This window comes from Nocardia jiangxiensis NBRC 101359 (genome assembly GCF_000308615.1).
GTDB classification, from domain to species: domain Bacteria; phylum Actinomycetota; class Actinomycetes; order Mycobacteriales; family Mycobacteriaceae; genus Nocardia; species Nocardia jiangxiensis.
In genome coordinates this window covers 13,475-40,350 of sequence record NZ_BAGB01000041.1, presented here as the reverse complement: position 1 = coordinate 40,350, position 26,876 = coordinate 13,475, and the positions used below count along the sequence as shown (strand labels likewise).

Annotated in this window: 29 protein-coding genes; 15 read left to right on the top strand and 14 right to left on the bottom strand. The window is 64.1% G+C overall.

Features of this window, described 5'->3' with window-relative positions:
* Nucleotides 1–37 precede the first annotated feature (37 nt).
* Nucleotides 38–976 carry an LLM class flavin-dependent oxidoreductase gene (locus tag ON40_RS14330; protein WP_051193104.1) on the bottom strand — a complete coding sequence of 313 codons (939 nt, stop codon included), beginning with the start codon at nucleotides 974–976 and terminating at the stop codon, nucleotides 38–40.
* Between the two features lie 348 nt (nucleotides 977–1,324).
* Here ON40_RS14330 and ON40_RS14325 point away from each other — a divergent pair, with 348 nt between their 5' ends.
* The 6 genes from ON40_RS14325 (at nucleotide 1,325) to ON40_RS14300 (ending at nucleotide 6,550) form a co-directional block, all read left to right on the top strand.
* Entirely contained in the window at nucleotides 1,325–1,630 is a 306-nt protein-coding gene (locus ON40_RS14325) for a hypothetical protein (RefSeq protein WP_245567800.1), read from the top strand.
* 6 nt (nucleotides 1,631–1,636) lie between these two features.
* Nucleotides 1,637–3,214 carry an AMP-binding protein gene (locus ON40_RS14320; protein WP_040822737.1) on the top strand — a complete coding sequence of 526 codons (1,578 nt, stop codon included), beginning with the start codon at nucleotides 1,637–1,639 and terminating at the stop codon, nucleotides 3,212–3,214.
* 33 nt (nucleotides 3,215–3,247) lie between these two features.
* The gene (locus tag ON40_RS14315; RefSeq protein WP_040822734.1) at nucleotides 3,248–3,445 is read left to right on the top strand and encodes a hypothetical protein; all 198 of its coding nucleotides are present in this window, start codon (nucleotides 3,248–3,250) and stop codon (nucleotides 3,443–3,445) included.
* Nucleotides 3,446–3,668: 223 nt separating this feature from the next.
* The gene (locus ON40_RS14310) at nucleotides 3,669–4,373 is read left to right on the top strand and encodes a DUF8020 domain-containing protein (protein ID WP_040823943.1); all 705 of its coding nucleotides are present in this window, start codon (nucleotides 3,669–3,671) and stop codon (nucleotides 4,371–4,373) included.
* Between the two features lie 471 nt (nucleotides 4,374–4,844).
* On the top strand, nucleotides 4,845–5,600 hold the full coding sequence (locus ON40_RS14305) for an SDR family NAD(P)-dependent oxidoreductase (protein WP_040822732.1): 756 nt from the start codon (nucleotides 4,845–4,847) through the stop codon (nucleotides 5,598–5,600).
* A 215-nt stretch (nucleotides 5,601–5,815) separates the two neighbouring features.
* Nucleotides 5,816–6,550, top strand: a complete 735-nt coding sequence (locus ON40_RS14300) for an alpha/beta fold hydrolase (protein WP_040822730.1) — start codon at nucleotides 5,816–5,818, stop codon at nucleotides 6,548–6,550.
* 28 nt (nucleotides 6,551–6,578) lie between these two features.
* Here the strand turns inward: ON40_RS14300 and ON40_RS14295 are convergent, their stop codons facing one another.
* A complete protein-coding gene (locus tag ON40_RS14295) occupies nucleotides 6,579–7,370 on the bottom strand; it encodes an SDR family NAD(P)-dependent oxidoreductase (protein ID WP_051193103.1) in 792 nt (263 codons plus the stop codon).
* Between the two features lie 45 nt (nucleotides 7,371–7,415).
* Between ON40_RS14295 and ON40_RS14290 the strand changes: the two genes are divergently transcribed.
* The 4 genes from ON40_RS14290 (at nucleotide 7,416) to ON40_RS14275 (ending at nucleotide 10,115) form a co-directional block, all read left to right on the top strand.
* Entirely contained in the window at nucleotides 7,416–8,102 is a 687-nt protein-coding gene (locus tag ON40_RS14290; protein WP_051193102.1) for a TetR/AcrR family transcriptional regulator, read from the top strand.
* Nucleotides 8,103–8,116: 14 nt separating this feature from the next.
* Nucleotides 8,117–8,938 (top strand): SDR family NAD(P)-dependent oxidoreductase, encoded by an 822-nt coding sequence (locus ON40_RS14285; RefSeq protein ID WP_040822728.1) that lies wholly within the window; start codon nucleotides 8,117–8,119, stop codon nucleotides 8,936–8,938.
* Nucleotides 8,939–9,072: 134 nt separating this feature from the next.
* Nucleotides 9,073–9,288 carry a hypothetical protein gene (locus ON40_RS14280; protein WP_040822725.1) on the top strand — a complete coding sequence of 72 codons (216 nt, stop codon included), beginning with the start codon at nucleotides 9,073–9,075 and terminating at the stop codon, nucleotides 9,286–9,288.
* Nucleotides 9,289–9,317: 29 nt separating this feature from the next.
* A complete protein-coding gene (locus ON40_RS14275) occupies nucleotides 9,318–10,115 on the top strand; it encodes an SDR family NAD(P)-dependent oxidoreductase (protein WP_040822723.1) in 798 nt (265 codons plus the stop codon).
* On the opposite strand, the gene ON40_RS14270 is transcribed toward ON40_RS14275, so the two are convergent.
* A complete protein-coding gene (locus tag ON40_RS14270) occupies nucleotides 10,116–10,823 on the bottom strand; it encodes a cysteine hydrolase family protein (protein ID WP_083895633.1) in 708 nt (235 codons plus the stop codon).
* A gap of 108 nt (nucleotides 10,824–10,931) precedes the next feature.
* Here ON40_RS14270 and ON40_RS14265 point away from each other — a divergent pair, with 108 nt between their 5' ends.
* The 4 genes from ON40_RS14265 to ON40_RS14250 all read left to right on the top strand — a co-directional run bounded on the left by ON40_RS14265 (nucleotide 10,932) and on the right by ON40_RS14250 (nucleotide 14,524).
* Nucleotides 10,932–12,185 carry a cytochrome P450 gene (locus ON40_RS14265; RefSeq protein WP_040822721.1) on the top strand — a complete coding sequence of 418 codons (1,254 nt, stop codon included), beginning with the start codon at nucleotides 10,932–10,934 and terminating at the stop codon, nucleotides 12,183–12,185.
* 75 nt (nucleotides 12,186–12,260) lie between these two features.
* Nucleotides 12,261–13,085, top strand: a complete 825-nt coding sequence (locus ON40_RS14260; RefSeq protein ID WP_051193101.1) for an enoyl-CoA hydratase/isomerase family protein — start codon at nucleotides 12,261–12,263, stop codon at nucleotides 13,083–13,085.
* A gap of 6 nt (nucleotides 13,086–13,091) precedes the next feature.
* Nucleotides 13,092–13,535 (top strand): Zn-ribbon domain-containing OB-fold protein, encoded by a 444-nt coding sequence (locus ON40_RS14255; protein ID WP_051193100.1) that lies wholly within the window; start codon nucleotides 13,092–13,094, stop codon nucleotides 13,533–13,535.
* Nucleotides 13,536–13,600: 65 nt separating this feature from the next.
* Complete coding sequence (locus ON40_RS14250) at nucleotides 13,601–14,524, top strand: SDR family NAD(P)-dependent oxidoreductase (protein ID WP_040822719.1); 924 nt, start codon at nucleotides 13,601–13,603, stop codon at nucleotides 14,522–14,524.
* A gap of 216 nt (nucleotides 14,525–14,740) precedes the next feature.
* Here ON40_RS14250 and ON40_RS14245 read toward each other — a convergent pair whose 3' ends face one another.
* A complete protein-coding gene (locus ON40_RS14245) occupies nucleotides 14,741–15,523 on the bottom strand; it encodes an enoyl-CoA hydratase (protein WP_051193099.1) in 783 nt (260 codons plus the stop codon).
* Between the two features lie 334 nt (nucleotides 15,524–15,857).
* Here ON40_RS14245 and ON40_RS14240 point away from each other — a divergent pair, with 334 nt between their 5' ends.
* Entirely contained in the window at nucleotides 15,858–17,315 is a 1,458-nt protein-coding gene (locus ON40_RS14240; protein ID WP_051193229.1) for an aldehyde dehydrogenase family protein, read from the top strand.
* A 73-nt stretch (nucleotides 17,316–17,388) separates the two neighbouring features.
* On the opposite strand, the gene ON40_RS14235 is transcribed toward ON40_RS14240, so the two are convergent.
* The 10 genes from ON40_RS14235 to ON40_RS14190 all read right to left on the bottom strand — a co-directional run bounded on the left by ON40_RS14235 (nucleotide 17,389) and on the right by ON40_RS14190 (nucleotide 26,757).
* Nucleotides 17,389–18,252, bottom strand: coding sequence for a mycofactocin-coupled SDR family oxidoreductase (locus ON40_RS14235; RefSeq protein ID WP_040822716.1), 864 nt, complete (start codon nucleotides 18,250–18,252; stop codon nucleotides 17,389–17,391).
* A 70-nt stretch (nucleotides 18,253–18,322) separates the two neighbouring features.
* On the bottom strand, nucleotides 18,323–18,517 hold the full coding sequence (locus ON40_RS14230) for a ferredoxin (protein WP_040823934.1): 195 nt from the start codon (nucleotides 18,515–18,517) through the stop codon (nucleotides 18,323–18,325).
* Between the two features lie 20 nt (nucleotides 18,518–18,537).
* On the bottom strand, nucleotides 18,538–19,245 hold the full coding sequence (locus ON40_RS14225) for a tyrosine-protein phosphatase (protein ID WP_040822713.1): 708 nt from the start codon (nucleotides 19,243–19,245) through the stop codon (nucleotides 18,538–18,540).
* A complete protein-coding gene (locus tag ON40_RS14220; RefSeq protein ID WP_040822710.1) occupies nucleotides 19,242–20,786 on the bottom strand; it encodes a class I adenylate-forming enzyme family protein in 1,545 nt (514 codons plus the stop codon). Before ON40_RS14220 ends, ON40_RS14225 begins: the two co-directional genes overlap by 4 nt.
* Nucleotides 20,783–21,934: an acetyl-CoA acetyltransferase gene (locus ON40_RS14215; protein ID WP_040822707.1), complete on the bottom strand. Its 1,152-nt coding sequence runs from the start codon at nucleotides 21,932–21,934 to the stop codon at nucleotides 20,783–20,785. Before ON40_RS14215 ends, ON40_RS14220 begins: the two co-directional genes overlap by 4 nt.
* Nucleotides 21,931–22,959, bottom strand: coding sequence for an acyl-CoA dehydrogenase family protein (locus ON40_RS14210; RefSeq protein ID WP_040822705.1), 1,029 nt, complete (start codon nucleotides 22,957–22,959; stop codon nucleotides 21,931–21,933). The genes ON40_RS14215 and ON40_RS14210 overlap by 4 nt, the downstream gene beginning before the upstream one ends.
* A 15-nt stretch (nucleotides 22,960–22,974) precedes the next feature.
* Complete coding sequence (locus tag ON40_RS14205) at nucleotides 22,975–24,147, bottom strand: acyl-CoA dehydrogenase family protein (protein ID WP_040823933.1); 1,173 nt, start codon at nucleotides 24,145–24,147, stop codon at nucleotides 22,975–22,977.
* 72 nt (nucleotides 24,148–24,219) lie between these two features.
* A complete protein-coding gene (locus ON40_RS14200; RefSeq protein ID WP_040822703.1) occupies nucleotides 24,220–25,014 on the bottom strand; it encodes an aldolase/citrate lyase family protein in 795 nt (264 codons plus the stop codon).
* Complete coding sequence (gene hpaH, locus ON40_RS14195; RefSeq protein WP_040822701.1) at nucleotides 25,011–25,835, bottom strand: 2-oxo-hept-4-ene-1,7-dioate hydratase; 825 nt, start codon at nucleotides 25,833–25,835, stop codon at nucleotides 25,011–25,013. The genes ON40_RS14200 and hpaH overlap by 4 nt, the downstream gene beginning before the upstream one ends.
* Nucleotides 25,828–26,757, bottom strand: coding sequence for an alpha/beta fold hydrolase (locus ON40_RS14190; RefSeq protein ID WP_040822699.1), 930 nt, complete (start codon nucleotides 26,755–26,757; stop codon nucleotides 25,828–25,830). Before ON40_RS14190 ends, hpaH begins: the two co-directional genes overlap by 8 nt.
* Nucleotides 26,758–26,876: the final 119 nt, after the last annotated feature.

Here is a 26,876-nt window from a genome sequence, read left to right as displayed (position 1 = left end):
GCGAGCACTGCCTGTTCGTCCACGGTTGCGGCCGGACTCATACGGTTACTCCTTTGACGGCTGCGGCTACTTCCCGGCCGAAGAATTTCAGGGTGGCCTCGGAACCAAGGTCGTGGAAGCGCACGATGAACAATTCGACGCCCCGTGCGCGCTCGGCAGCGAACATCTCGACGAGCTGGTCCGGTGTGCCGATAAACGGTGCCCCCCAGGAGTTTTCGGGCATTCGCCGAGCTACCTTGGCGGTTACCTCGGCACGCTGCGTTTCGGACTCGAGCACACCGACGGCATACTGCGCCGATATTCTGGCCTTTCCCCGCAGCGGTGCCAGTTGACCGAGACGATGTCTAGCGCTGCCGACACAGTTCCACCAGTCCGCGTGCTTCGACACGAGCGGCATCGTCAGCGTCTTACCGCCGCCACCGATGTGGACAGGGATGCCACTCTGAACAGGAGTCGGCAGTCCATAGGCACCCTGTAGTCGAAAGTATCTGCCGTTGTAGTCGAATTCGTCTCCCGCGAACATCAGCTCGAGAATCTCCAACGTCTCCCCGAGCGCACTGGAGCGTTCGCGCCCGGTTCCGGGCGGGAATCCGAATCTGGTGAACTCGTCCTCCACCGAGCCCCACCCGAGTCCGAGATCGAGGCGGCCATCGCTGATCCGGTCCACCGTGGCTGCCATCTTCGCCAGCAACGCGGGATGACGAAATGGCCCACAGCCGACAAGGTGCCCGAGCCGAAGTCGAGTCGTGGCCCCGGCCAGCGCGGTCAGCAGAGTCCAACTCTCCAGACTGTCGCAAGGCGGGGCACCGGGGGCGTACAGATGGTCCATCAACCAGAACGAGTCGAATCCCGCCGCTTCGGCGGTGCGGGCGCGCGCGAGCATCGAGGCGACACCGATCTTGAATTGCGGTACGTACACGCCGAACTGCGGGGTCGCCGACGCTTGCGCTCTCGCATGATTCGCGGGCGAAGACATGTATCTGACAATAGGGTCACATTGATGCCTTCGGTGAGGTTTCGGAGAACTGACTGTCAGAACATGGTCACCGTGCATCGATGTTGACAGGTGGCCTGGGTCACATTACTGTCCATCAGTGTCAGATGTCAGACCGAGATGACGGATCGGTGGCTCTGCGCACGTATCCCCGGAGACGACATCTATGCGATTCGACGGCAACTTGTTCGGATTACCGAGTCAGACAGAGGAATCGGAACGGCACTCGGACGAAGCGTCGTTTCATCACCGGAAGTACCTACGAACTCGACGGCGGAACGGGCGCCGGCTCTGCCGAAGGCAGCGAGGGTTCGAGCGGAGGAACTCATCATGTACGGCGGTCCACGCATCAAGCATCTAGACGAAGTGCCTGCCGAGGAGATGCTGAGATTCCGATTCGAAGACGGCCGTACGGCATCGATCTGGGAGAAATGGATCGAGTTGTCGCCCGATTACGTCGCGTTCTGGAACAGATGGGACCCGGGTGCGATGACGCCGCAGCACGGGCATCACGGCAATCACATCAACTTCATCGTTCAGGGTGAGATCCGCAGCAAGGACGGGGTGTGTGGTGTGGGCAGCCACACGACGGCTGCTAGCCACGTCGCCGGCTGGACCCACGAGCCCGAGGAGTAGATCCCCATGTCTGTCACCGCCGCGGCGCCATCGTTGACGCCGGATCACTGGGCCGAGTGCGATCCCGACCGGATAGCAGTTCTCGTCCCAGGCACCACATCGCTGACCTACGCCGAGCTCGCGCGACAGTCCCGCGCTCTGGCCGGAAACTGGACCGATCGCGGGATAGTCGCGGGCGACCGCGTGGCGATACTCATGGAGAACCGGCCCGACTATCTCGTCGTGGCGATTGCGGCTCTGCGAACGAGCGTGCGGTTGGTGGCTGTCGGGATACACCTGACACTCGATGAAGTGGCGCACGTCATCGCCGATTCGGATGCTCGACTGGTGGTCACCACCGCTCGGTACGCCGACCTGGCCGGCGCCGCGGCGGCCTCGGCTCCGGCCGTCGAAGCCGTTCTGGTCGCCGACCGCGACTGTTCACCACTCGCTCCCGGGTTCGACCGGCTCTACCGCGATGCCGCAGAGCCGGGCACGCCCTCGACCACGGGAAATCGACAGGGCGCGTTCATGTTCTATTCCTCCGGCACCACCGGGAAGCCCAAGGGCATTCTCCGCGACATGCCCGATGTCTCCTTCGCGCAGGGCGATCCGTTGACTGCGGCGTTCGCCGCGACGTGGGGGTTCGACGAAGAATCGGTCTGGCTCAACTCGGCTCCGCTTTATCATGCTTACCCACTACAGAGTTGTACCTCCGTGATCCGATGGGGCGGAACACTGGTTCTGACAGAGCGATTCGAGGCCGAAGAGACTCTCCAGCTGATCGAGCGTCACTCCGTCACGCACATCAGCGTGGTGCCGACGATGTTCGTTCGATTGCTCAGGCTGACGCCCGACGTGAGGGCCCGCTACGACATGTCCAGTCTGCGGTGTGTGATTCACGCCGGAGCCGCCTGCGCGGTCACGGTAAAGCAGGCGATGATCGATTGGTGGGGGCCGATCCTCTACGAGTTCTACGGCGGTAGCGAGAACGTCGGAATGGTGCTCATCACACCACAGGAGTGGCTCGAGCATCCGGGGTCGGTCGGAAAGCCCGCTCCGGGAACGATTTCGGTACTGGGTGACGATCACGCTCCGGTGCCGCCGTACGTCCGGGGCGGTGTCTGGTTCGATCACGCGCCTCGCTTCAGCTACCACAAGTCTCCGGAGAAGACTGCGGAGGCGTTCGACTCGCAGGGCCGTGCCTCCCTCGGCGACCTGGGGTACCTCGACGAGGACGGCTACCTGTACCTGGACGGCCGCCGAGTGGATCTGATCGTCTCCGGCGGCGTCAACATCTACCCCGCCGAGATCGAGGATCGGCTCGCCGAGCACCCCGCCGTCTTCGACGTTGCCGTGGTCGGAGTACCGGATGACGAATTCGGTCAGCAGGTCAAGGCGGTAGTCGAGCTGGAGAGTGGGTTCGTCGGGGATGCCGAACTCGCGGCCGAACTGATCGCCTACACGCGCGCGACCCTGGCCGGGTTCAAGTGTCCCAGAACAGTTTCGTTCGAGCCGAGCCTGCCGCGGACCCCGACCGGGAAGTTACTCAAAAGGGTCTTGCTGGACCGGTATTGGACGAGCAACGAGCAGGATCGACGATGAATACAGCTGTCGTGTCGGTCCGCGGTAGACAAGATGCGGCGCATTGTCGGACCGGTGGTCGATCCCGCCGATAAGGCGCACACATCGACCGAAATGGCGGGCGCGATAGACAGCGAATTCCGCGAACGCGATATCTACGCGGACGAACACGCATTCTCGGCCGCGAGCGTCGACGCTTTCCTGTGTGAGCACGTCACACTGCACATCGTGAATTCGAGACGGCCGGGATAGCCGAGTGTGACCTGTGCCGAGCGTTCGGAGAACTCGGAATCGTAGGTCTACAGATCCCCAGGTATTCGGCGGCGATGGTCGATGACGGCGCCGGGCGGATTCGAGCTGCCCATTCAATCTTCTCGGCCGACGATGGTCGAGAGCTGCAAGAAATGAGTGAGGGAACAAGATGCGGAAGAAATACGCGGATGAAGGACGGTCGGCGGGGACGCACAGGTCGTGGCTGGCGAGTGGTGTCGTGATTACTGCGACGTCCACGGTGGCTGCGGCTTTGGGCGTGGTTGCTGGTCCCGCTCATGCTGATTCGGTGTCCGACGGGGTGGTGAATTACCAGGCGACCAGGACGGATCGGTCTTCGATCGTCACCACCGATGCCGGGTCGATGGCGGTCGAAGACGGGGTGTTCAAGATCAAGGCTGCCAATGGGTCGGTGCTTGCCGGTACTGAGTTGTCGTTCCGAGTCGATGATTTCGTGTTCCCGATCGCGGCAGCCGTTGGTGGCCGTACCGCGACGCTGACTCCGCTGTTCGACTTGGCGCACGCGGAATACCGGCCGGTGGCATTGCCGTATGAGGACAGTGCTCCGTGGAAGACTCCGTACGACCGCGAGCAGGCTGCTTGGTCGCGTATGGCGAGCACGATCACGACGGGCGCTTCTGTCGGCGCGGTTGTCGGTGGTCTCGGTGGTGGAGCGGTGGGTTGCCTGCTCGGTGGTATCGCGGGTGCGACGGTCGCGGCCGCAACGATTGTGGGTCTGTTCGGTCCCTTTATTCCCGCCGCTGCGATCGGCTGTCTCGGGGGGATCGTCGCGGTGGGTGCGCTGGGGACTCTTGCCGGTCAGTTGTTGGTGACCGCCCCGCTGACGATTCTGGCGGTGGCCCAGTACTTCACCACGATCAACCAGCCCATGCCCGCTCCGGCGAAGTGAGCGAGTTCGGGTAGACGTGCAACGCCTGACCCGATTCGCGGCATCCAGGCCACGTGGTGGCGCCGGGTTTGCTTCGTCTGGATTCTGTTGACGCCCAACCGAGATCGCCTGCGACAGGCCCGGTTCGCCCGATCCGCTCCGGATCTCCGGTTCTCGCTGGGCGGTTCGGTCGACCGGTGGATGACGTGAGGGCAACCAATGCCAGGCCCGCGAATCGCGGGCCTGGCATTCCCGCGTCATCAGCCGGGCGACGTTCGTCGCGTTGTTCGCCATTTGGTGACACAAACGCCAGATATGACTGCTCATGTGTGAACATGCTCTGTCCTGTTTCGGCGTATTCGGAGCAAAAGGCTGGCTCGAGATGTGATATTGACAAGTGGTTTGTGTCACATTACTGTTCACTAGTGTCAGATGGTGCACCTCGGACGGCCGATCGGTGGCTCTGCGCACACCCTCTTGGAGGCGACGTCTATGCGATTCGACGGCAGAGTTGCCCTGGTCACCGGGGCCGGCAATGGAATCGGTGAATCATGCGCCAAGACACTGGCGGCCCAGGGCGCAGCCGTCGTGGTCTCCGATATCGACGACGACGCGGGCAGGCGTGTGGTTTCGGAGGTGATCAGTTCGGGTGGGCAAGCGTCCTACATCCACGCGGAGGTCTCCGATCACGCTGACACCGAGGCGTTGGTGGCGCATGCCGTCGAGACGTTCGGTGGCCTGCATCTCGCGGTGAACAATGCCGGAATCGCGCACTCGCTGAAGCGAATTCACGAATTGGATCCGGCAGCTTTCGACCGGGCCGTCGCGGTCAATCTCCGTGGAACATTCCTCTGTATGCGCGCCGAACTCGCGCACTTCGTCGAGCACGGCGGTGGATCGATCGTGAATATCACCTCGTGTGCCGGGCTCAAGAATGCCGACTTGATGCCCGGATATGTCGCGTCGAAACATGGGGTCGTGGGACTGACGCGAAATGCCGCTGTCGACTACGCCCTCGACGACATCCGCGTCAACGCGGTCGCGCCGGGAACGATCGCGACCCCCGCGATCCTGTCGTATCCCGATGAGTTGCAGCAGAAATGGGCTTCACTCATCCCCATCGGACGGATGGGGCGTCCGCAGGAGGCCGCGGACCTGGTCGCATTCCTGCTCTCGGACGAGGCATCGTTCATCACCGGCAGCACCTACGAGCTCGACGGCGGCATGATGCAGGCCTTGCCGAAGTAATCATTATCTCGCGCGAAGGAACCTTCTGCGTCCGAAAGCGAATTCGTCGACTCCTGGGAGCTCGAAGCCGCACTGACCAGGTTCGCATAGGTGAACCGGCGGGATTCAACGCTCGAAATCGGTGACATTCGAGCCGGGTCTACTCAGAACACTGATTAGCAAGCCCCTCCAAGGATTCTGTTGGGGCACTGGATGAACGGTAAGGACGGAAGATCATGAGCAGAGCTATTGTGCTGGTCCACGGTGCGCAACATTCGTCGACGTGTTGGACTCCGACGGTCGCGGCCCTGGCTGCTCTGCGACCGGACATCGAGGTACTCGCTGTCGATCTGCCAGGGCGCCGAACGAATCCGGCGGATCTTCGGACGGTGGGGATTGCGGATTGCGTTGCCTCGGTGGTCGCCGATGTCGAACGAATCGGGGCGGACGAGGTGATTCTGGTCGCCCATTCCATGGCCGGTGTGACCGTGCCCGGTGTAGCGGAAGCCCTTGGTGCACAGCGGGTATCACGAATGGTGTTCATCGCGGCGGCAATGCCGCCCAACGGTGAGTCGGTCCTTCAGGATCTGGTCGGTGATCTCCAGCAGGATGTGACGGACAAAGTGGCGGACCCGGGCGAACCGGCGCCGTTCCCCAGAGAGTTCGCGGAGCGAATGTTCTGCAACGGGATGACGCCGGAACAGCTCGAGTTCAGTGTTGCCGGATTGTGCGCGGACAGTGACCTTCTGGCCACGACGCCTGTGGACCGCAGTGGTATGCCGACATCGATTCCGCGGTCCTGGATCCTCACCGGTCAGGACCGTGCCGTGACGCCGGACCAGCAACGGGCGCACATCGACAATCTCGGTGGCGTCGAAGACGTGGTCGAGATCGACACGTGTCACAACGTGATGATCAGTGAGCCGGAGATGCTGGCAAAGGTGTTCGCCGAATACTTCGATCGCGCCTGAACCGACGCCGCCACGGCAGCTGCTGCCGTCACGGAATCCCGCCGTCCGAACGGACGATCGTGCCGGACGTGTAACTGGATGCGTTGCTGGCGAGAAACAGTGCCGCACCGACGATCTCGGGAGGTTCCCCGATTCGTTCCAGGTGCAACCGCTTGGACGCCTCGATGGTCTGGTCCATGTCCCAGGCCGCGGCGATATCGGTCAGGTACTGGCCGGGCATCAGTGTGTTCACCCGCACCTCGGGGCCGAGGAGGTCGGCGAAACCTTCCGTCATCGCGTTGAGTCCGTTCTTGGCCGCGGCGTAGGGGATGATCGACCCCATCGGGCGCAGCGAACCCGTGCTGCTCACGTTGATGACGCTGCCGGAACCCTGTGCCTTCATGCGGGTTCCGACCAGTTGGGTGAGTCGAAACGGTCCCTTGAGGTTCAGCCCGAGAACGCTGTCGTACATCTTCTCCGTGACGTCGGTGACGCTGTCGTACGTCGGTGACATGCCCGCATTGTTGACCAGGACGTCAACGGTGCCGAAGGCGTCGTATGCCGCGTCCACGAGGCCTTCGATCTCGTCCCAATGCCCGAGATGGCAGCTGTAGGCAAGACCTCTGCGCCCGACCGCCTCGATCTCGGCCACGACCTTCCGGCAGTTCTCCAGTTTGCGGCTGGCGACGACGACGTCGGCGCCGGCTCTGGCGAATGCGAGGGCCATCTGTCTGCCCATGCCGCGACTACCGCCCGTCACCAGTGCGACCTTGCCGGCGAGGCTGAACAGGTTGAACGGCGAAACGGTGTCGGCGGCTGCGGAGTTGCTGTTGTCGTCCATACTGGTAGTCCTAAGTGTCCTAGAAACAGAATCGGATTACTCAAGATGCAGAACGATACATCAGATCCCCGGCCACCGGCAGTGGGCACCCGTGCCGCACAGGCCGCTGCCCGGCGTACCGAGCGGCGACGCAAGTCGGCCGAGGAGGAAATCGATCGACTGCTCGAGGTCACCCTGGGGCTGATCGAAAAGTCCGCTCCGGCAATGCCATCGGTGTCCGACATCGTCGCGGCGGCCGGGATCTCGAACCACACGCTGTACCGCTCGTTCCCGAGCAAGGACGACCTGGTGCTGGCAGTCCTGGAGAAAGGAGTGGCGCGGGTCGTGGAGGTCATCGACGCACGCATGAGCGGTCTGACCGACCCCGAGGAACAAATTTCCGCATGGACACGCGGAGTCCTGCGTCAGGTCAGCAACGTCGAGGCGGCGAAGACCAGTCGCACCGTGCTCGGTCACCTGAGTCAGTCCGGCTCTGTGTCCTCGACAGGTAGTCAGCACGAGTTGCTCAGGCCGATCTCCGATCTGCTCACCGCTCCGCTGGAGGCGCTCGGCGGTGATCCGGTGCGCGATGGAGCTTGCATCTCCGATCTCGTATTCGGCGCCATGCGCCGTCACCTGTGGGATTCCACGGCACCGAGCGACGAGGACATCGAGTGGATCAGCGAATTCGCTCTCGGCGGACTGCGCCGCGAACGGGCAAAAACCGGTCCTGGTAAGCGGACTCGGAACTGACGAAAGGACCGGCCATGGCTGTGGGTATACCGGATCTGAGCGGACGGACCGCGGTTGTCACCGGCGGTGCAGCCGGCATCGGCTATGCGATCGCCGCCTCCCTGATCGCCCGCGGAGCCGCGGTGACGATCGCGGACGTAGAGGTGGACGCGCTCGAAGCGGCTGCGGCAGAGCTCGGAGTTCCCGGAATCGTCGCCGATGTGAGCCAGGTCGAGGACGTGCGACGCCTCGCGGATGCCGTGCTCGCCCGACACGGTCGAATCGACATCGCGATCAACAACGCCGGCGTCGCGAAGGTCGCACCGTTCACCGAACTGACGCTCGCCGATTTTCGCTGGGTGATCGACGTGAACCTGTGGGGTGTCATCAACGGGATGAACATCTTCCTGCCGATCATCGAATCGACGTCGAGTCGAGGGTTCATCGTGAACACCGCATCCATCGCCGGGCTGCGAACGGGCCGGGGCCTGGCAGCCTACGGTGTATCGAAGTTCGGCGTGGTCGCGCTGACGGAGACGGTGAGTGATGAACTCGCTGAACGTGATTCGCATGTCGGGGTCGGAGTGCTCGTACCCGCAATGGTGCGATCCAACATCGCCGACAGCGAACGGAACCGGCCGGGTGCCCAACCTCTGACGACCACGCGTCGGCAACCGAGCGGAATCATGGCGGCGGAGGTGGTCGGGGAGATCGTTGCCGACGCGGTCGAGCGCGGCGACCTCTACATCGTGACGCATCCTGATTCGCTCGAATCACTGAGAACTCGGCACCGGCGAATCGAGGACGCATTCGTCGAGGCCGCGCAGCGACGTGTCGATGGCAACGGATCGCATTGACAGTTGTGACAGCTGTCATTAATGTACATGACTGTCAGATTTAGTCAGGTGGACAGGCTGTCATGCCCAGTCGGTGTCATGCGAGAGGTGCCTGGCGGTGCATTCCAGCCTCGATCGAAAGCAGTGGTGTCGACATGGCCGAACAGAAGGACATCGACGCAGCAGACTGGACCGATCAGGATCTGTTGACGCGCGACGAGGCCGCTGAACGGTTGGTGGCGGAAATCGAGTCGACGCGAAACCGCCTGAGCGACTTGGAATCCCGCGCCGAAGACGCGAACGTCGCTGCTTCGATCGAGATGAACCGACGTCGCCTGATCGCCATGCAGGCGCTGCAGGACTCACTGTGAGCGAGATAGAACCGGTTGGGAGCACATTGATGGGAACGAGACTGACCGGCAAGGTGGTGTTGATCTCCGGATCCACGCGCGGCATCGGCCGCTCGATGGCAGAGCACTTCGCCTCGGAGAGTGCGAAAGTGGCCGTGACGGGCCGCACTGCCGACCGCGGCAACAAGGTTGTCGCTCGGATTCGGGACGCGGGCGGCGACGCCGAGTTCTTCCCGCTGGACGTCACCTCGGAAGAGAGTATTCGTTCCGTGGTCGAATCGACCGTCGAACGCTTCGGCTCGCTCACCACTCTCGTGAACAACGCTGCCCCCACGGAGGCGGTCGCGACGACGATCAAGCCGATCTACGAGTATTCGAACGAGGAATGGCAGTCGATCATGACCGGAACCGTCACCGGCAACGTGTTCTGGGCGTCGAAATACGCCTGGCCGCACCTGGTTTCGGCGGTAGGCGCATCGATCCTGAACATCTCGTCGGGTCAGTCGGTCGCCGGATTCAAGGGCTTCGGCGCATACGGTGCAGCCAAGGCCGCGGTCAACTCGTTGACGCGTTCGCTGGCGGTCGAGGGCAGTGCCGACGGAATCCGCGCGAACTGCATTCTGGTCGGTCGAGTGGTCTCGGGTCGGGGTGACTCCGGACATCACACCGGTGGCGGCCGGCTGACTCGAATCGGCAACCCCATGGATATCGCTTATGCCGCAACGTATCTGGTCTCGGACGAGGCGGCGTTCACAACGGGCTCGCTGGTCACTGTGGACGGTGGTTTCTCGATCAACGGGGATGCTGTTCAGGACGCGGAGAATACGGCCGCGGCCGCCGTCGGCTGATCACTCCCGTTCGCCGGATCGCCCCGGTAGCCGGCCGATGATGTCGGCTGCGGGGGTTACCCGGGTGAGCATTGCCAGCATGTTAGCGACCATGAATTCGTGTGTCTCCGTTGAAGATCCGGCGGTGCAGTCCTCCGCGAGCACGACCGAGTAGCCGCGGTTCACGGCCTCGAGCGCCAACCCCGGCAGCGCGACGTTGGTGGAAATGCCGGCGAGAACCAGCGTCTCGACTCTCTGGAGCCGCAGCATGGCGTCGAGATCGGTGCCGTAGAACGCGGTCAGCCCGGTGGCGCGCGAGCTGACGATGTCGCCCGGCTCGGGACCCAGTTCGGCGGGGATCTCGACGTCGGTCGTGCCGGCCGTCATCGATTTGTGCCTGAGCGCCATCGCGCCCAGCCACGAGTTGGCCAGCAGGCCTTTCTGGTCGTCGCGGTGCTCGATGATGCAGTGCACGACGGGGAGTCCGCGGGATCGGAACTCGCCCGCCAGCTCGGCTGTGCGGGGGACTATCCGGCGGGCGGCGGCCAGCTGTGCGAGTCCGGCCGAGATCGAGCGGCCGGGTTCGAGGATTCCGCGTTGACACTCACTGATGATCAGGGCGGGGGAGGCGTAGGGCGCATTGCTCACGAGGGGTGCGGCCTTTCGGATCGAGGTGCGTCGCCGGTCGGTACGCAAGGTGACGATAGGGCCAGTTATTCGATCGCGCATCGTTATCAGTGTTCCATCATTCCCCTGCTCGGGGCACTTGCCAAATAGTGACACAACTGCCAGAATCGCGATGGTGGGTTACCGGGAGCACATCACTAGGCGGTTCCAATGATCGAAACCGAAGAGGTCGCAACGCCTCTCAACGACCTGAACTGGTGGCAGAACAACCCTGCCGAGCGTGACGAGGTGTTCGCAGACCTGCGACGCAATCACCCGCGGGTCTTCGTTCCCGTGGGAGCGCCCGGCGCCGAGCCCGTCAAGGGCTTCTACGCACTGACCCGCCACGCCGACATTCTCGAGGTCAGCCGTCGGTCGGAGGACTTCGTGTCGGGCGAGGGAACCCAGATCTTCGATCAACCGCAGCAGCTCCGAGACTATCGCGGGTCGATCATCGATATGGACAACCCGGAGCACGCGCGCATGCGCAAGATCGTCTCGCGCGGATTCACGCCACGGAGTCTCGAAGCTCTGCGCGACGAGGTGGAAGGCACCGTCCGGGAGATCCTCGACGAGATGCCGTCCTCGGGGGAGTGCGATTTCGTCAGCGATTTCGCCGCGTTGCTTCCGCTACGCATCATCGACAACCTGCTGGGCATCCCGCGGGAGCACGAGAAGTTCATCCTCGAAGCAACCAACACGATCCTCGGTGCATCCGACTCCGAATACATCCAGGATCAGACTGCCGTCGGCATCGGCAAGGCGGTCACCGCTGCCAGCGAGGGTTTGATCACCTTGCTGCGGACCCTCGCCGAAGAACGTATCGCCGACCCCCGCGACGACCTGATCACGAAACTGGTGGCCGCGACCGAGGGGGACAATCTCACCCCGCAGGAGATGGCGAAGTTCTTCATTCTGCTCGTCGGAGCCGGAAACGAGACCACTCGAAACGTCATCACCCACGGACTCTCGGTACTCACTCGAAATCCCGATCAGCGTGATATGTGGATGAGCGACTACGAGGACTACTCGGCCGGAGCGATCGAGGAGATGCTGCGCTGGGCGAGTCCGGTGGTGCATATGCGCCGAACGGTCGCCCGTGACGGAATTCGACTCGGCGACAAAGAGTTCTCGAAAGGCGACAAGCTCGTCCTGTGGTACACCTCGGCCAATCGGGACGAGTCGGTGTTCGACGATCCGTACACATTCGACATCGCCCGGGATCCCAACCCGCATCTGGCTTTCGGTGGGCCCGGCCCGCATTTCTGCCTCGGCGCCCATTTGGCGCGGCTCGAGTTGACTGTCGCCTTCCGTGAGCTGTACACGCGCTATCCGGACATTCGCGCGGTGGGGGAGCCGGCCATGCTGCGCTCGAACTTCCTCAACGGCGTCAAGCATCTCCGGGCGACGTACAGTGCGGGCTGAGCAACTAAAAATGACGATTATGTCAGATATGTGTATTCAACGAGTCCGTTCCATCGGCTCGGTAGGGAGACTGCGATGACCGGGACGGTTGCCGACCAGAGCCGGAGCACAGCGATCCTGTCGGCGTTGTCCGGCGGGATCTTGACGATCACCCTCAATCGGCCGGATGCCGCGAACGCGATCCGCCCGGACGACCGCAATGCCTTGATCCGGCTGTTCTCGGACGCGGACGGCGATCCCGACGTCCGGGTCGTCGTTCTTCGGGCCAATGGTCGTCACTTCTGTGCCGGCGCCGATGTAGCCGTACTCGCCGACGGTCACGCCAGGAACGTCAAGCGCGTCACCGGTCCGATGCGGACGATCATGACCGGGGCGCAGAGACTCGTTGCCTCCGTGCTCGACTGCGGCAAGCCGGTGATCACGGTGGTGCAGGGCGCCGCGGCCGGTATCGGGGCACATCTGGCCTACGCCTCGGATCTCGTGGTGGCCGGCGATGCTGCCTACTTCGCCGAGTCCTTCGTCAAGCGCGGCCTGGTCGTGGACGGTGGCGGTGCGTACCTGTTGCCACGTCGAATAGGTATGCAGAAGGCCAAGGAGATGGTGTTCTTCGGTGAGAAGCTCACGGCGAGCGAAGCGTTCGACCTCGGACTGGTCAATCGGGTCGTGCCGGCCGCTGAACTCGATGCGGCCGTCGCCGATTTCGCGGATCGGCTTGCTGCCGCTCCCACCAGTGCGATCGCGTTGACCAAGCGGCTGTTCAACGACTCGCCTGATTCCGATCGCAGTGCGTCGTTCGTTGCCGAGGCGATGGCGCAGGAGATCCAGTCGTACGCGCAGGACTCGAAGGAGGGCGTGCGCGCCTTCGTGGAGAAGCGCCGCGCCGATTACGTGGGATGGTGATCGGCCATGGCTGAGAACGCGACCGCCGGGCCCGCGGTGGATAAGCCCCGCGCCGATCTGCCGACGATCGAGGACGCGAGCCGGCCGTATTGGGACGCCGCGAAACAGGGCAGGCTGCTGATCGCGAGGTGCGAGGACTGCTCCGCGGTGCATCACTATCCGCGCCCGTTCTGCCCCTTCTGCTGGAGCGAGAATGTGGTGAGTACCGAGGCCAGTGGTCGCGGCACCCTGTACACGTACTCCACCGTGTTCGTGAACGACCTGCATCCCTTCGCATCGCGTTTGCCCTATGTCGCGGCGGTGGTCCAACTCGACGAGGGTCCTCGGTTGATGACCAACATCGAAGGTGTCGCGCCGGAGGATCTCGAAGTGGGGATGGCCGTCGAGGTCTTCTTCCGGCCGATCACCGACGACATCTCTGCCACGGTGTTCCGCCCCGTCGCGTCCTGATCACCGAAGGACGCACGGCTGTTGTTGGACAAAGCATTTCGTACGAAACAAGGAGACGGGAACACATGAGCGGACTGCTCGATGGCAAGGTTGCGCTGGTCACCGGTTCCGGGCACGGCATCGGACGTGGACACGCGCTCGAGCTCGCCAAGCACGGAGCCACCGTCATCGTCAACGATCTGGGTACTTCGCTCGCTGGTGAGGGTACCGGCAAGGTCGCCGATGACGTCGTCGCGATCATCGAATCGCGGGGCGGCAAAGCCATTTCGGACTTCTCGGATGTCGGCGACGAGGCGCAGGTCGACGCCCTGGTGGAGCGCGCATATGCCGAGCTGGGACGACTCGACATCGTGGTCAACAATGCCGGCATCGTCCGCGACCGTGCGATCTGGAACATGAGTGCCGACGACTTCGACCTTGTCATGCGCGTCCACGTTCGCGGCAGTTGGCTCACCACTCGGGCGGTGGCACGCAAGTGGCGCGAGGAGTCCAAGGCGTCCGGTTCGAAGGTGTACGGCCGAATCATCAACACCACCTCGGGCGCGGGATTGCTCGGCCACTTCGGTCAGACGAACTACAGCGCGGCCAAGGCCGCGATCGTCGGTCTGACACAGACGTCGAGCCTGGAACTGGCATCGATCGGTGCGACGGTGAACGCGATCAGCCCGGGTGGACGTACTCGTATGTCCGCGACCATGGCCGGTAGTGCGCCTGCCATCGAGCCGGACGAGCGCGGCGAGGACGAGTTCGACCCCAAGGATCCCTCACTCGGCTCACCTGTGGTCGCGTGGCTGGCGAGTCCGGAGGCGGGGCATGTCAGCGGACAGGTCATCAAAGCCCTCGGTGAGAACATTCAGCTGTTGAAGGCATGGTCGCCGGTAGCCGTGGTCTCCAACGGCGGAAAACGCTGGGATGCAAACAAACTCGGCGGGATCTTCGCCACCGACGTGTTCAACACCCGTGCAGCCGGATTGCGGATGGGCGGATAGGGCCGCCGTTTCCGCTCTTGCAGTCCGCACCCGCAACGTCGCCGTCGGCGGGCCGGTCGGTCGATGTCGCCGGGGTGCCGATTCGGTACCGCCTCACCGGGCAGGGCACCCGCGAGATCGTGTCCTCCGGGTGGCTCGATGATGTACGCGCTCAGGGTGCCGAGTCGTACTTCCCGCCCCCGAAACCCTGAGTCGCCACTTGCCCGGAATGCGGGTCTACGAGGTGGCGGATTCGCTGCGCCCATGTGTAACTACACTTTTCGCGCGGCCTGCCACCTCGTCCCCGGCAACACTCCATCCGCGGTTGACGACCGATTCGCGTTCGACTGCGGTGGCTGTGCCGTCGGCGGAGAGGGCGTCGTAGAGATTCCACACGGCTGTGAGCGTCCGCGCGTCCGCGGTGAGCATAGCCTCGGCAACGCTCCATCCACGGTCGTGCAGTTGCGCGGGCGGCACGATCTCGTTGACAACACCCCAGGCGAGTGCGGTGTCGGCATCGAGATACGCGCCGGTGGAACTCATCTGGCGGGCTCGGCGTACTCCGACCGCCTCAGTGAGTCGCGCCGTCAGCCCGCCGCCGGGGACGATGCCGACCCTGCTGTGGGTGTCGGCGAACCGGGCGTCGGGTGTCGCGATGAGAAAGTCACACGCCAGTGCCAGTTCGAATCCGCCCGTCACGGCCGGTCCCGACACGAGTCCCACGACGGGCGTTCGCACGTCCGCCAGGTGCGTGATGCAATTACCGTCGACGGATTCGGCTCCGTCGAATCCGTGCTCGGAAAGATCCTTCAGATCGACGCCGGAGCAGAAGGCGCCGCCTGCCCCCGTCAGCAGGATAACCCGGGTGTCCGCATCGTCGTCCGCCGAATGCAATTCGGCTACCAGTGCGTTGCTCAGGGCGACGCTCAACGCGTTGCGAACATGCGGCCGATTGAGCGTCAGCATCCGGGTGTGGCCCCGCTGCTCGATCAGTACCAGCGGCTCGTTCGGATCGGTCATGGCAGTATCTCTGCTTTCCTGGTCGGGTGTCTGGTCGCGGAGAGGGCAGCGCAGACGATGGACAGTCTCGAGAGTTGGCAGCCGATCCTGCGCGCGTAAGGAACGTGACTCCCGCTCCGTGCGGGTGGACGAAACTCACCGAACTGTACCGGGAAGCGTGCTGAGCGGTCCGCTGGATGGCAAATATCTGACATATGTGACGCTATATATCGCAATAAAGCAGATGTATGGGGCGTTTCGAAACGGCGTTCGGGTCAGTAATCTAACGTAGTGTCACCGTCTGCGAACGTGCTGCGACGGTGATGCACAACGGATCATGCTCGAGGAGCAGTACATGCTTGTCACAGACCAGAAGATTCTGATCGACGGCGAACTCGTCGGGGCCACCGACGGTCGGACGTACGAGGTCTTCAATCCTGCCACCGAAGAGGTAGCCGGAATTGCACCGGACGCACAGGTGGCAGATGTCGAACGGGCCATCGCGGCGGCGCGTCGAGCGTTCGACGAGACCGACTGGGCCACAGACGTCGAACTGCGGCGTCGATGTCTGACGCAGTTGCAGGACAATCTGCGCAAGATGGCCGATGAGGTGCGCCCGTTGCTGACCGCGGAGAGCGGTATGCCGCTCGCGTTGTCGTTCCCGATGGGATTGGACGGCCCGGTCGAATCGTTGGGATTCTGGCCGGATCTGTTGTCCACGTACGAGTTCGAGCGGACGCTGGCCCCGAAGCAGATCATGGGTGGTGAGTCCGTCCGCACCGTTCGTAAGGAAGCGGCCGGAGTCGTCGCCGCGATCACCCCGTGGAATTTCCCCTTCCAGCTGAACCTGACCAAGATCGGAGGAGCGCTCGCTGCCGGGTGCACCGTGGTGCTCAAGCCGGCGCCGGATACCCCTTGGTCGGGAACGGTACTTGCGGCAGCGGCTGTGGACACCGACATCCCGGCCGGGGTGTTGAACATCGTCACCACCTCGGACAACCGGGTAGCGGAGGTCCTGACGACGCACCGCGACGTCGACCAGATCACGTTCACCGGGTCCACCCGAACGGGGCGGTTGATCATGCGCAACGCCTCGGAGACCGTCAAACGGGTCTCGCTCGAGCTGGGTGGGAAGTCTGCCGCGATCATTCTCGACGACGCCGATCTGGCATCGAGTGTCGCGATGGCAGCCGCAGCGGTGTGCATGCATGCCGGTCAGGGCTGTGCGTTGGCCACCCGGCTGCTCGTTCCGAACCATCTGATGGACCAGGTCGCGGCCATCGCCGAACAGGTTCTGTCCGGATTGCCCTGGGGCGACCCGACCGATATGGCGAACATGATGGGGCCCTTGATCAATCGCGCACAGTTCGACAAGGTGCTCGACTACATCGAGGTCGGCAAGTCCGAGGCGCGACTGGTGGTCGGTGGCGGCCGGCCCGAGAAGTACACCAAGGGGTACTTCGTAGCGCCGACTCTTTTCTCGCACGTTCCGCCCGACAGCAGGATCGCTCGCGAGGAGATCTTCGGCCCTGTCGTGGTTCTGATCGGATTCGCCGACGACGAGGATGCGGTGCGCATCGCCAACGACTCGGAGTTCGGTCTGAGCGGATCGGTGTACAGCGCAGATGTGGAGCGCGCCAAGCGAATCGCACTGCGGTTGCGCACCGGAACGATCGCCCTCAACGGAGCGCAGTGGTTCGATGTGGAGTCACCCTTCGGTGGGTACAAGCAGAGCGGTCTCGGGCGTGAATGGGGCGTCGAAGGACTCGAGGACTTTCTCGAGACGAAGACCTTCAGCTATCCGGTGAGCTGACCGATGGCGTCGTGCGATCCTCGTCGCCCGGCTGCCTAGGCCGCCGGACGACGAAGAACGGGCTCGAAGCCGATCAGCTCGGTCCCTGGGGGAACTTCAGCAGTGAACCCGCGTCGACGCGGATCTGCTGGCCGGTGATGTAGCGCGCTTCGTCCGAGGCGAGGAACAGCATCAGGTTGGAGATGTCGACCGGTTCCACGTAGGGGATGGGCATCGCCTGGAATGTCGTGAACGCGGGTTCGGCGTCGTCGCGTGTCGGGTTCTCGAGGTCCGGCCGGAACATGCTGTACAGGCCATCGTTGTGCAGGAGATGAGTGTTGACGTTGGTGGGGTGCACGCAGTTGACGCGAATGAACTTCGGTGCCAGGTGCAACGCCATCTGTTCGACGTACCCCATCAGGGTTTTCTTCGCCCAGCCGTAACCGGCGCTGCCGGGTCCCATGGCCGGGTTGTCGGTAGTTCCCGGAAGCATCGCCGCCGTGGAACCGGTGATGACGATGGAACTGTGGTCGGGCAGATGCGGAAGGGCAACGGCGACCGTGTTCATCACGCCGACGAGGTCCACGTCGGTGGCGTCGACGAAATCCATCGGATCCGGATGACCCATCGCCATCGGCAGGATCCCGGCGTTGGCGATAACGATATCGAGCCGGCCGAGTTCGGTCACTGCTGCATCGATCACTTCGCGCAGTCGGGTGCGCTCGCGGACATCGGCTTTGGCCGCGACGATCCGGCGATCGAGCTTCTCGACCAGCCGCTCGGTCTCCTCGAGATCCTCCAGTGTCGCGAGTGGGTAGGGGTTGGAATCGATCTGCTCGCAGAGGTCGATGGCGATGATGTCGGCACCCTCTTGCGCGAGACGCACGGCGTGACTTCTGCCCTGCCCGCGTGCGGCTCCCGTGATGAACGCGACTTTTCCGTCGAGACGGCCGGTCATGTGTACTCCTTGTTGGCAACCGATGGATCGGAGAAATGTGTCCGTACAGTGCTTTCCGAGCTGGTGGGCGCTATTCGGTGACGAGACGAATGGCCCTCATCGGACACGCGGACACGCCGGATTCGGCTTCGCCGAGCATGCCTTCGGGAACGTCCAGATCGGCCTCGGCGGCGTATCCGTCGTCGTCGAGTTCGTACAGATCGGGCGCCGTGGCCGCGCAGAGTCCGTGGCCCTCGCACTGATCGAGTTCGATGTGTACTCGCATGGTTTTACTTCCGCCGTGTTTCATGTCAGTAGTCGGTTGCGCCACAGGTCCAGGTCCGATCGTGTCGCGCCGTGGTCGACGAGCCATCCGCCCGCTCCGCCCGGCCGATCGCCCAGTCGCCGGACGACCGAGACGATTGCGGCCTCGGGAGCTGTCAACCACGCCGCCGGTAGCGGGCGCCGATGAGAACTCTTGGTGGCCTTGGCTTTCCAACGTCGACCGAGCGCGGGCATGCGGCTTGCCGTCAGCAGATAGTCGCCGATCACCGCCGCCGGCTCGACGTCGGCGGCCAGCAGCAAGGTCGCGACCGCGACACCGGTGCGATCCTTACCGGCAGCGCAGTGCAGCAGAACCGGACCGTCGGCATGCGCGACGATACCGACCAGCGAGGCGACCCGATCCGGTGCGGAATCGAGAATCTGTCCGTACAGACCTGCCAGGTCCTGGGGGATTTCTTCGGTGGGAGCGGCACCGTCGTGCAGTGGCAGGTGATGACGTAGCGTCTGCGATGACCAATCGAACGGATTCCTGTCCACCTCGGCCAGGGACCGAAGGTCGACCACCACCGTCGGCGGCCACTGTTCTACGGTCAGCGGGTTCGTATCACCCATGTACGGAGCATCACTGCGATAGAGAACTCCGGTCTTCGTGGTGCGGCCGTCGATACATCGCAGTCCACCGACGTCGCGCAGATTGGCGAGCGTATCTGTATCGGTTTCGTGACTCATCGGGCCGCCGGAGGATGCGCGACGGCGAGTTCGCGCAACTTTGTTCGATCGATCTTGGACATGGCGGTCAACGGGATCGCATCGATGACGACCATATGATCGGGTGCCTTGTAGTCGCCCAGTCGCTCCTTGGCCCATGCGCGCAGCTCAGCCAGCGTCGGCGGCGGCCCGTCGTCGTTCGCGACGACGAACGCCACCCCGATCTCACCGATCACCGGCATCGGATGTCCCACCACCGCAACGGCATTCACCGCGGGATGCTCGGCGAGGACGTTCTCCACCTCGACGGGATGGACGTTGAACCCGCCGCGGATGTACATGTCTCCGGAACGTCCGGCGAGTGTCAGATTGCCCTCGGCGGTGAAGCTGCCCAGGTCGCCGCTGATGAAATACCCATCGTCGTCGAAGACGTCCCGGGTCATGGCCGGATTGTTCCAATACCCACGCATGACGCAGCCGCCCCGGACGCGCACCCGGCCGACTCGACCGACCGGCAGCGGCGTGCCGTCATCATCGGTGACGCGAACGTGCATGCCGGACTGAGGTTTTCCCACCGTGCGGAAGGCCACCTCGGGCGGATCGCCGATGTCGGTGCCACACACTGTCGGTGACTCGGTCATCGCGTAGCGCACCACCAGGGGTACCCCGATCAGCTGTGCGGTGCGTTCGATGAGTTCCGGTGCTGCCGGTGCGGTGGCGACCACACCGAGCCGCAGGTCGGGAAACGAGTTGCGCTCCAGATTCGGCAGGTCCAGCAGCTTGGCCCACTGTGTCGGCACGCCGCCGGCCATCGTGATGCGTTCACCGATCAGAATTTCGCGCATCTTCGCTGCCGACCACGGCACCGGCGAGATGACCACCGTACTTCCCCAGATGAGCTGGTCCCACAACTTGGCCATGTACCCGGCATGGGAGAACGGCGTCGAGGATAGTCGTCGGTCGTACGGCGCGCTCATCACGCCTGACGCCGCGGCGGATGCGGCCAGGTTGGCGGCATCGAACCAGGCGCCTTTGGGCATGCCGGTGGTGCCGCTGGTGAAGATGATGGTGACGGGATCGTGCGAATCCATCTCGGCGGCGACGAAATTGTCGTCGTTCGAGCTGTAGCAGGTGGCAAGTTCGGCGCGTGTGAGCACCGCGATACTCGGATCCACCTCCGGCAGACCGGCATCGGAGTCACGGATGACGAGCGCAGGTGCCGCCTGGGCGAGAATCGAATGTGTTTCTCGGGGGCCGAGTCGTGGGTTGATCCCGGTGGTGACGGCGCCGACCAGTGCCGCAGCGGCGTAGCAGACCGCGTAGTCGATGGTGGACGGCAGCATCAGCGCCACGACGTCACCCTGGGCGACACCGCGTGCACGCAGGTGCGCGGCCAGGCCCCGGGCGTGTCGGTACCACTGCGCGAAACTTATTCGGGTGCCGTCCTGCTCGACGTAGGCGTCACGGTCACCGTGCGCACGCGCTGCCGCCGCCAGGAGTTCACCGGTGTTGGCGAACCTGCCCGGTAGCGGCGGCTGCGTGAACGACCTCGACGTCGTCACGGTTGTTCCGATCCCAGAAGGACGGTGCCACTGGAGCAGAACCATCCACCGGTGCCGCTGACACAGGCGATTTTCGCGTTCTCGACCTGACGGACCCCGGACTCGCCACGCAACTGCCGCGCTGCTTCGACGATGAGGAACAGACCTCGTTGGCCCGGGTGGCACGCGGACAGTCCGCCGCCGTCGGTGTTGGTCGGGAGGTCGCCGCCCAGTCTGAGTGCTCCGGATTCGACGAACTTCCCGCCCTCGCCCTTCGCGCAGAATCCGAGGTCCTCCATCGTCAGCAGGAGCATGTAGGTGAAGGCGTCGTAGATCTCGGCGACGTCGACGTCGGCGGGTCGCAGTCCGGCCCGCTGGAACGCTAGCGGGCCCGTGACCGACGCGGGGCCGACGGTCATGTCGTCCCACTGGCTGGTGAGCATGTGCGAGGTGGCTTCGCCGGATCCGAGTACCCAGACCGGGTCGGACTTCAGATCCTTGACACGATCCTCGGCGACGAGCACCACTGCCGCGCCGCCGTCGGAGCGAATGCAGCAGTGCAGCTTGGTGAACGGGTCGGCGATCATCGGCCCGGAGAGCACGTCGTCGACGGTGATCGGAGCGCGGTACATCGCGTCCGGATTGTCCGCGGCATTGAACCTGGCCGAGACGGCCACCTCGGCCAGTTGCTCGATGGTGGTGCGGTACTGGTACATGTGCCGGCGAGCGGCCATGGCGTACTTGGAGATCAGCGTGTGCCCGTAGGGTGCGTCCCATTGCAGCGGGCCGCGCGATCCCCAGTTGATGTTGGCTCCCCGCAAGCCTTTTCGGATGTCTGCCCGTGCCGTGGAACCGTAGGTCAACAGCACCACATCGGCGTGCCCGGCCGCGATCGCATCAGCGGCGTGCGCGAGCATGACTTCCCAGGACGCACCGCCGACGGAGGTGGAGTCGATCCACCTCGGCCGCAGACCGAGGTACTCACCGACGTCGGTGGGCGGTAGGGTGCCCTGGCCGGTGGACCCGAGTCCGTCGACGTCCTCGGGTCGAAGTCCGGCTTCGGCGAGTGCTCGCCTGCTGGCTTGCGCCATGAGTTCATAGGCGTTCTTGTTGTCGACTTTGCCGACGTCGGACAAGGCCACGCCCGCGATGGCTACTTTCCGGTTCACTGGGCTGCGCCTTCCCCGAGGAGTTGGGCGAGCACTTCCGTCGGCTCACCGAAGAGGTGGGCATACACGTGTGCCCGTTTGAGAACGAGGTGTGCGTTGTGCTCGTACGTGTAGCCCATGCCCCCGTGCACCTGAATTCCGTGCGCCGCGTTGTCGATCGCGGCGCGGGTGGCGACCGATTTGGCGGACAGGATCTGGAACATGCTGTCGACGCGACCGGAGTGCAGGGCAATCGCGGCGAAGAGGGTTTGCGACATCGCCGCATCGGCGGCCACGGCCATATCGGCGCACACATGTTTGATCGCCTGGTTGACGCCGATGGGTTTGCCGAACTGGATTCGGGTGCTCGCGTGTGCGGTGGCCATATCCCTGGCCGCCTCGGCGAGCCCGGCCAGCGACGCCGCGGCGAGGACCTGCGCCCGGCTCCAGGTGGAATCGGCGTCGTCGGGAAGCCAATGCGCGACTCGCCCGGAAACCACCGTCGAGGTGGACAACCGGACTCCGGGGTCGATCGCCGCCACGGGTGTGACGTCGGGAAACTCACCGATCTCGACGAGGGCCGCGCCGTGCCGGGCCACCAGCAGGACATGGGAGGCGCCGACGCAATCGATCAGATCGAACGATCCCTTGAATCCGTCGGCATCGAAAGCGCCGTCGCCACGAAGTTCGCCCAGGCCGACCATCGCTGTGCCGCTACCGATTCGCTCGGTCAGGTCCGTGTCGCCGCACCGGGCCGCGATCCGCGCGGCGAGAGTCGATGCCAGGAATGGTCCGGTGGCCAACCGCTTCGTCAGCGCCGAGAAGAGCAGCACTTCGTCGTCGAGCGGCCGGCCGGAGCCGCCGTGCGCCTCGTCCAGTCCGAGGGTGAGCAGCCCGAGCTCGGCACCTTCACGCCAGGCCCCGGGATCCACCGCGCTGTCGAGTTCGGCACGATCTCGTATGTCGGACAACGGCATTCGCGCCTCGATGAACTCGACCGCGGCGGAGATGAGGGCGAGCTGTTCTGCAGAGGGCAGCAGGTTCATGGTCGTTTCTTTCTCTCACCGTGGGAGACCGAGGACGCGCTCCCCGATGATGTTGCGTTGAATCTCCGACGTTCCTCCACCGATCGACTGGGAGAACGAGTACAGGTAGTTGCCCACCCAGCCGTTGCGGTCCCACCGGGACGAATCCCGCAACGCGTCGACTCCGACGATGTCCATTGCCAAGGCGGCCACCTCTTTGCACAGGTCGGCGTAGTACAGCTTGAGCACCGAGCCCCGCGGGCCGGGGGTATCCGACTTCAGGTTCTCGCAGATGCCGACGTAGGTCATCGCGCGCAGCGAGGCCACCGATGCCCGCGCTCGGGCCAGGCGACGGGAAATCTCGTCGTCCTCGATGGCGGCGCGGTGCCCGTCCGGGCCGACGTGATCGCGGGCGAACTCGATCAGATCCTCGACGACATTCGCCAGGCGCACCTGATTGGCGGTGAATGCTGTTCCGCGTTCGAAGGACAGCGTGGACATCGCCACGCTCCAGCCGGATCCGATGTCGCCGACGATGTTGGTCAGGGGAATTCGGACGTCGTCGTAGAAGACTTCGCAGAATTCCTCGCCCCCCTCGATCGTCCGGATCGGGCGCACCTCGATGCCGGGGCTGTGCATGTCGCAGATCACCCAGGTGATGCCCGCGTGCTTGCTGTCGGTGTTGTCGGTCCGTACCAGCAACTCCTGGTAGTCGGCGCTCATCGCGAAGCTCGTCCAGATCTTCTGTCCGCTGACCACGAGCGAATCGCCGTCCACGATCGCCTTGGTCTTCAGCGCGGCCAGATCCGATCCGGCTTCCGGTTCGGAGAATCCCTGACACCAGACAACTTCACCCTGGAGGATCTTCGGCAGGTGGAAGGCCTTCTGGTCTTCGCTGGCGCGGGTGATCAGCGTCGGCCCGGCGTGACTGAGTCCGACGAAGTTCGCGTCGATGCCGGGTAGTCCGTGCGCGGCGTACTCCTCGTACCAGATCAACTGCTGCAACAGTGTCAGGCCGCGGCCGCCGTACTCGGTGGGCCAGGCGATGCCGGCCCAACCGCCCTGCCACTGCGTGCGTTGCCACGCCAGGTCGTATTCACGGATCCCCGCACTGTCGCGGGGGCGCGGCTCGCGCGGTTTGTTCTCCTCCAACCATGTACGTACCTGGTCGCGGAACTCCACTTGTTCTTCCGTGAAGTCCAAGTCCATCTTCGGGCCTTCCATAGCGGCGAATCGTGCGATCCGCAGTCCGTCTACACACGAGTATAAGTGACACTACCGTCAGATTGAAGTCTTGGACGATGCATCTTCCGAGTCGTGGTAGCGCTGTGCGAGCGCCTCGCTGCCGCGAGCGAGGATCGTGACATCGGCGCCGACGAGAACGAACCGAGCCCCCGCCGCCATGTACCTCCGGGCGATCGTCTCGTCGAACGCGTTGACGCCGGCCGCTGTGTCACAGGCTACGATATCTGAAATTGCCTGTTCAACGGCATTGACGACCATGGGAATCTGTGGTTTTCCGAGATGTCCCATCGACGCGGCGAGGTCGGCGGGTCCGATGAACACCGCATCGACTCCCGGCGTCGACGCGATGGCCTTCACTGCGTCGAGTCCGGCGACGGACTCGACCTGCACGGTCAGGGAGATGCTGTCGTCCGCTGTGTTCAGATAGTCAGAAATTCGATTCCAGTGGGAGGCGCGCGCGAGAGCGCTACCGACCCCTCGGATGCCGTTGGGCGGGTAGCGCGTCGCGGCCACCAGCGCAGCGGCCTCCTCGGCGGACTCGACCATCGGAACGATCAAGTTGGTGACGCCGATATCGAGCAGTTGTTTGATCACGACCGGGTCGCCGGATGCGGGCCGCACCAGCACCTCGACCGGGTAGGCGGCGACGGCCTGCAACTGCGCGAGTGTCGACCGCAGATCGTTGGGTACGTGCTCCTGGTCGAGCATCAACCAGTCCACCCCGGATCCCGCGCAGATCTCGGCGGTGTAGGCGTTGCCGGAGGCGATCCACATGCCGATTTGTGGCGCTGCGCCGTGCAGTGCCTCGCGCCACCGGTTCGCCGATGTCATCGGCCCTCGCGCTCGAAGTAGATCGATACCGTGCCGAGCGGGCCGTAGTCCGCCACGAACGTGTCCCCGGGTTCGGCGAACACCGGCTTGGTGAACGACCCCGCGAGGATGATCTCGCCCGCTTGCAGCGCGACGTCGTGCGGGGCCAGGCGGTTGGCCAGCCAGGCCACACCGTTCGCGGGGTGATTGAGCACGGCGGCCGCCAGTCCCGACTCCTCGATCGAGGCGTTGCGCAGCAGCAGTGCCCCCACCCACCGCAGGTCGACATCGAGCGGGCGAACGACGTTGCCGCCGAGCACGATTCCGGCATCCGCGGCATTGTCCGCGATGGTGTCGACAATCGTACGCAGATGCCCGGTGGCCGGATCGCTCATCTGGACCCGTGCATCGAGAATCTCGAGCGCAGGAGTGACGTATTCACTGGCGCGCAGCACGTCGTACAGCGTGACTCCCGGGCCTTTCAGCGCCTCACCGAGCACGAAGGCGAGCTCCACCTCGACGCGCGGACGGATGAAGCGTCCGGCCGGGACAACGCCACCGTCGTCGAAGAACATGTCGTCGAACAGGACTCCGTAATCCGGCTCCGAGATCGAGACGGCACGCTGCATGACCTTGGAGGTGAGTCCGATCTTGCGTCCCCGCACGCTGCGTCCGTCTGCGATCTTCAGGGCGACGAGCGCGCGTTGCACGGCGTAGGCGTCCTCGATCGTCATGGCCGGATATTGCAGCGAGAGTTGGCCGATGGGCGAACGGTTCTTCTCGGCGTCGTGGAGACGTGCCGCGGCGTCGGCGACGGCGGACTCGCCCAGCGTCTCACTCATCGGCTTGCCCGGATTTCGCGAGGAATGTGAGAGCCGCCGGGTTGAAACTGTCCGGATCCTCGAAGTGCGGCCAGTGGCGAACGTCGGCCATCTCGAAGATCTCGGAGTTCGGGATCAGCCGCGCGACCGTTCGAGCGGTGCTCTGATACTCGCCGTGGTCCTTGCCCGAGGCCACGATCATCGTCGGCGCGGTGATGCTCGCCCACTTCTCCTCCGGGATCAGATTGCGGTCGCGGGCAGTTGCGTCTTGCAGGATCAGCAGGTGCTCGATCGAGGTGCGCGTGTCCTCGCGGCGATAGATGGCCTGGCGCAGCGCGATCAGGTCCGGAAGGCGGCGCGACTCGTCCGCGATGAGATGTTCGAAGACCTTGTGGATGGATTCCCACGTCGGATTCGCTACGGCCGCAGTGCGTTCGGCGCGGATTCTGGCCATGTTCGAGGCGGTGGCGATCAGCCCCGCAGGGGACATGAGAATCAATTTGTCCACGCGACCGGGGTGCGCGACGGCGACGGCAGCGGACACCCATGCGCCCAGGGACATGCCGATGAAGTGCGCCTTGTCCATACCGAATCGATCCATCACCGCCGTGATGTGGCGAACGTATACGGCGATCTCGTAGTCGTGGTCGGGCTTGTCGGAAAAGCCGTTGCCCACGAGATCGACTGCGAGGCAGTGATAGTGCTCGCTGAGCGCGGCGAGGTTGGGTGCGAACGTCTCCCAGTGTCCACCGGTGCCGTGCAGCAGGATCGCGTGCGGCTTGTCCGGCGATCCGGCTTCGGCGTACCGGGTCCTGACGCCGTCGACGACGAGGAAGCCCTGACGGAACTCGAGCTCGCGGAGATAGCCCCAGATGCTCTGGTAGTCGGCGGTGTCCACAGCGGAGTCCGGGGTGGCCGGGGGGTCGATCGTGGTCTCTGTCATCGGAGCCTTCCGTGTTGCCGAGTGCGCAGTCAGCGGTCCAGGTGGTCTGACGCTGTGTCCTCGTTCGAGGTCAAACTAATCATAGTGTGCATCTTTGTCACACATCAGTCCAGTGCGTT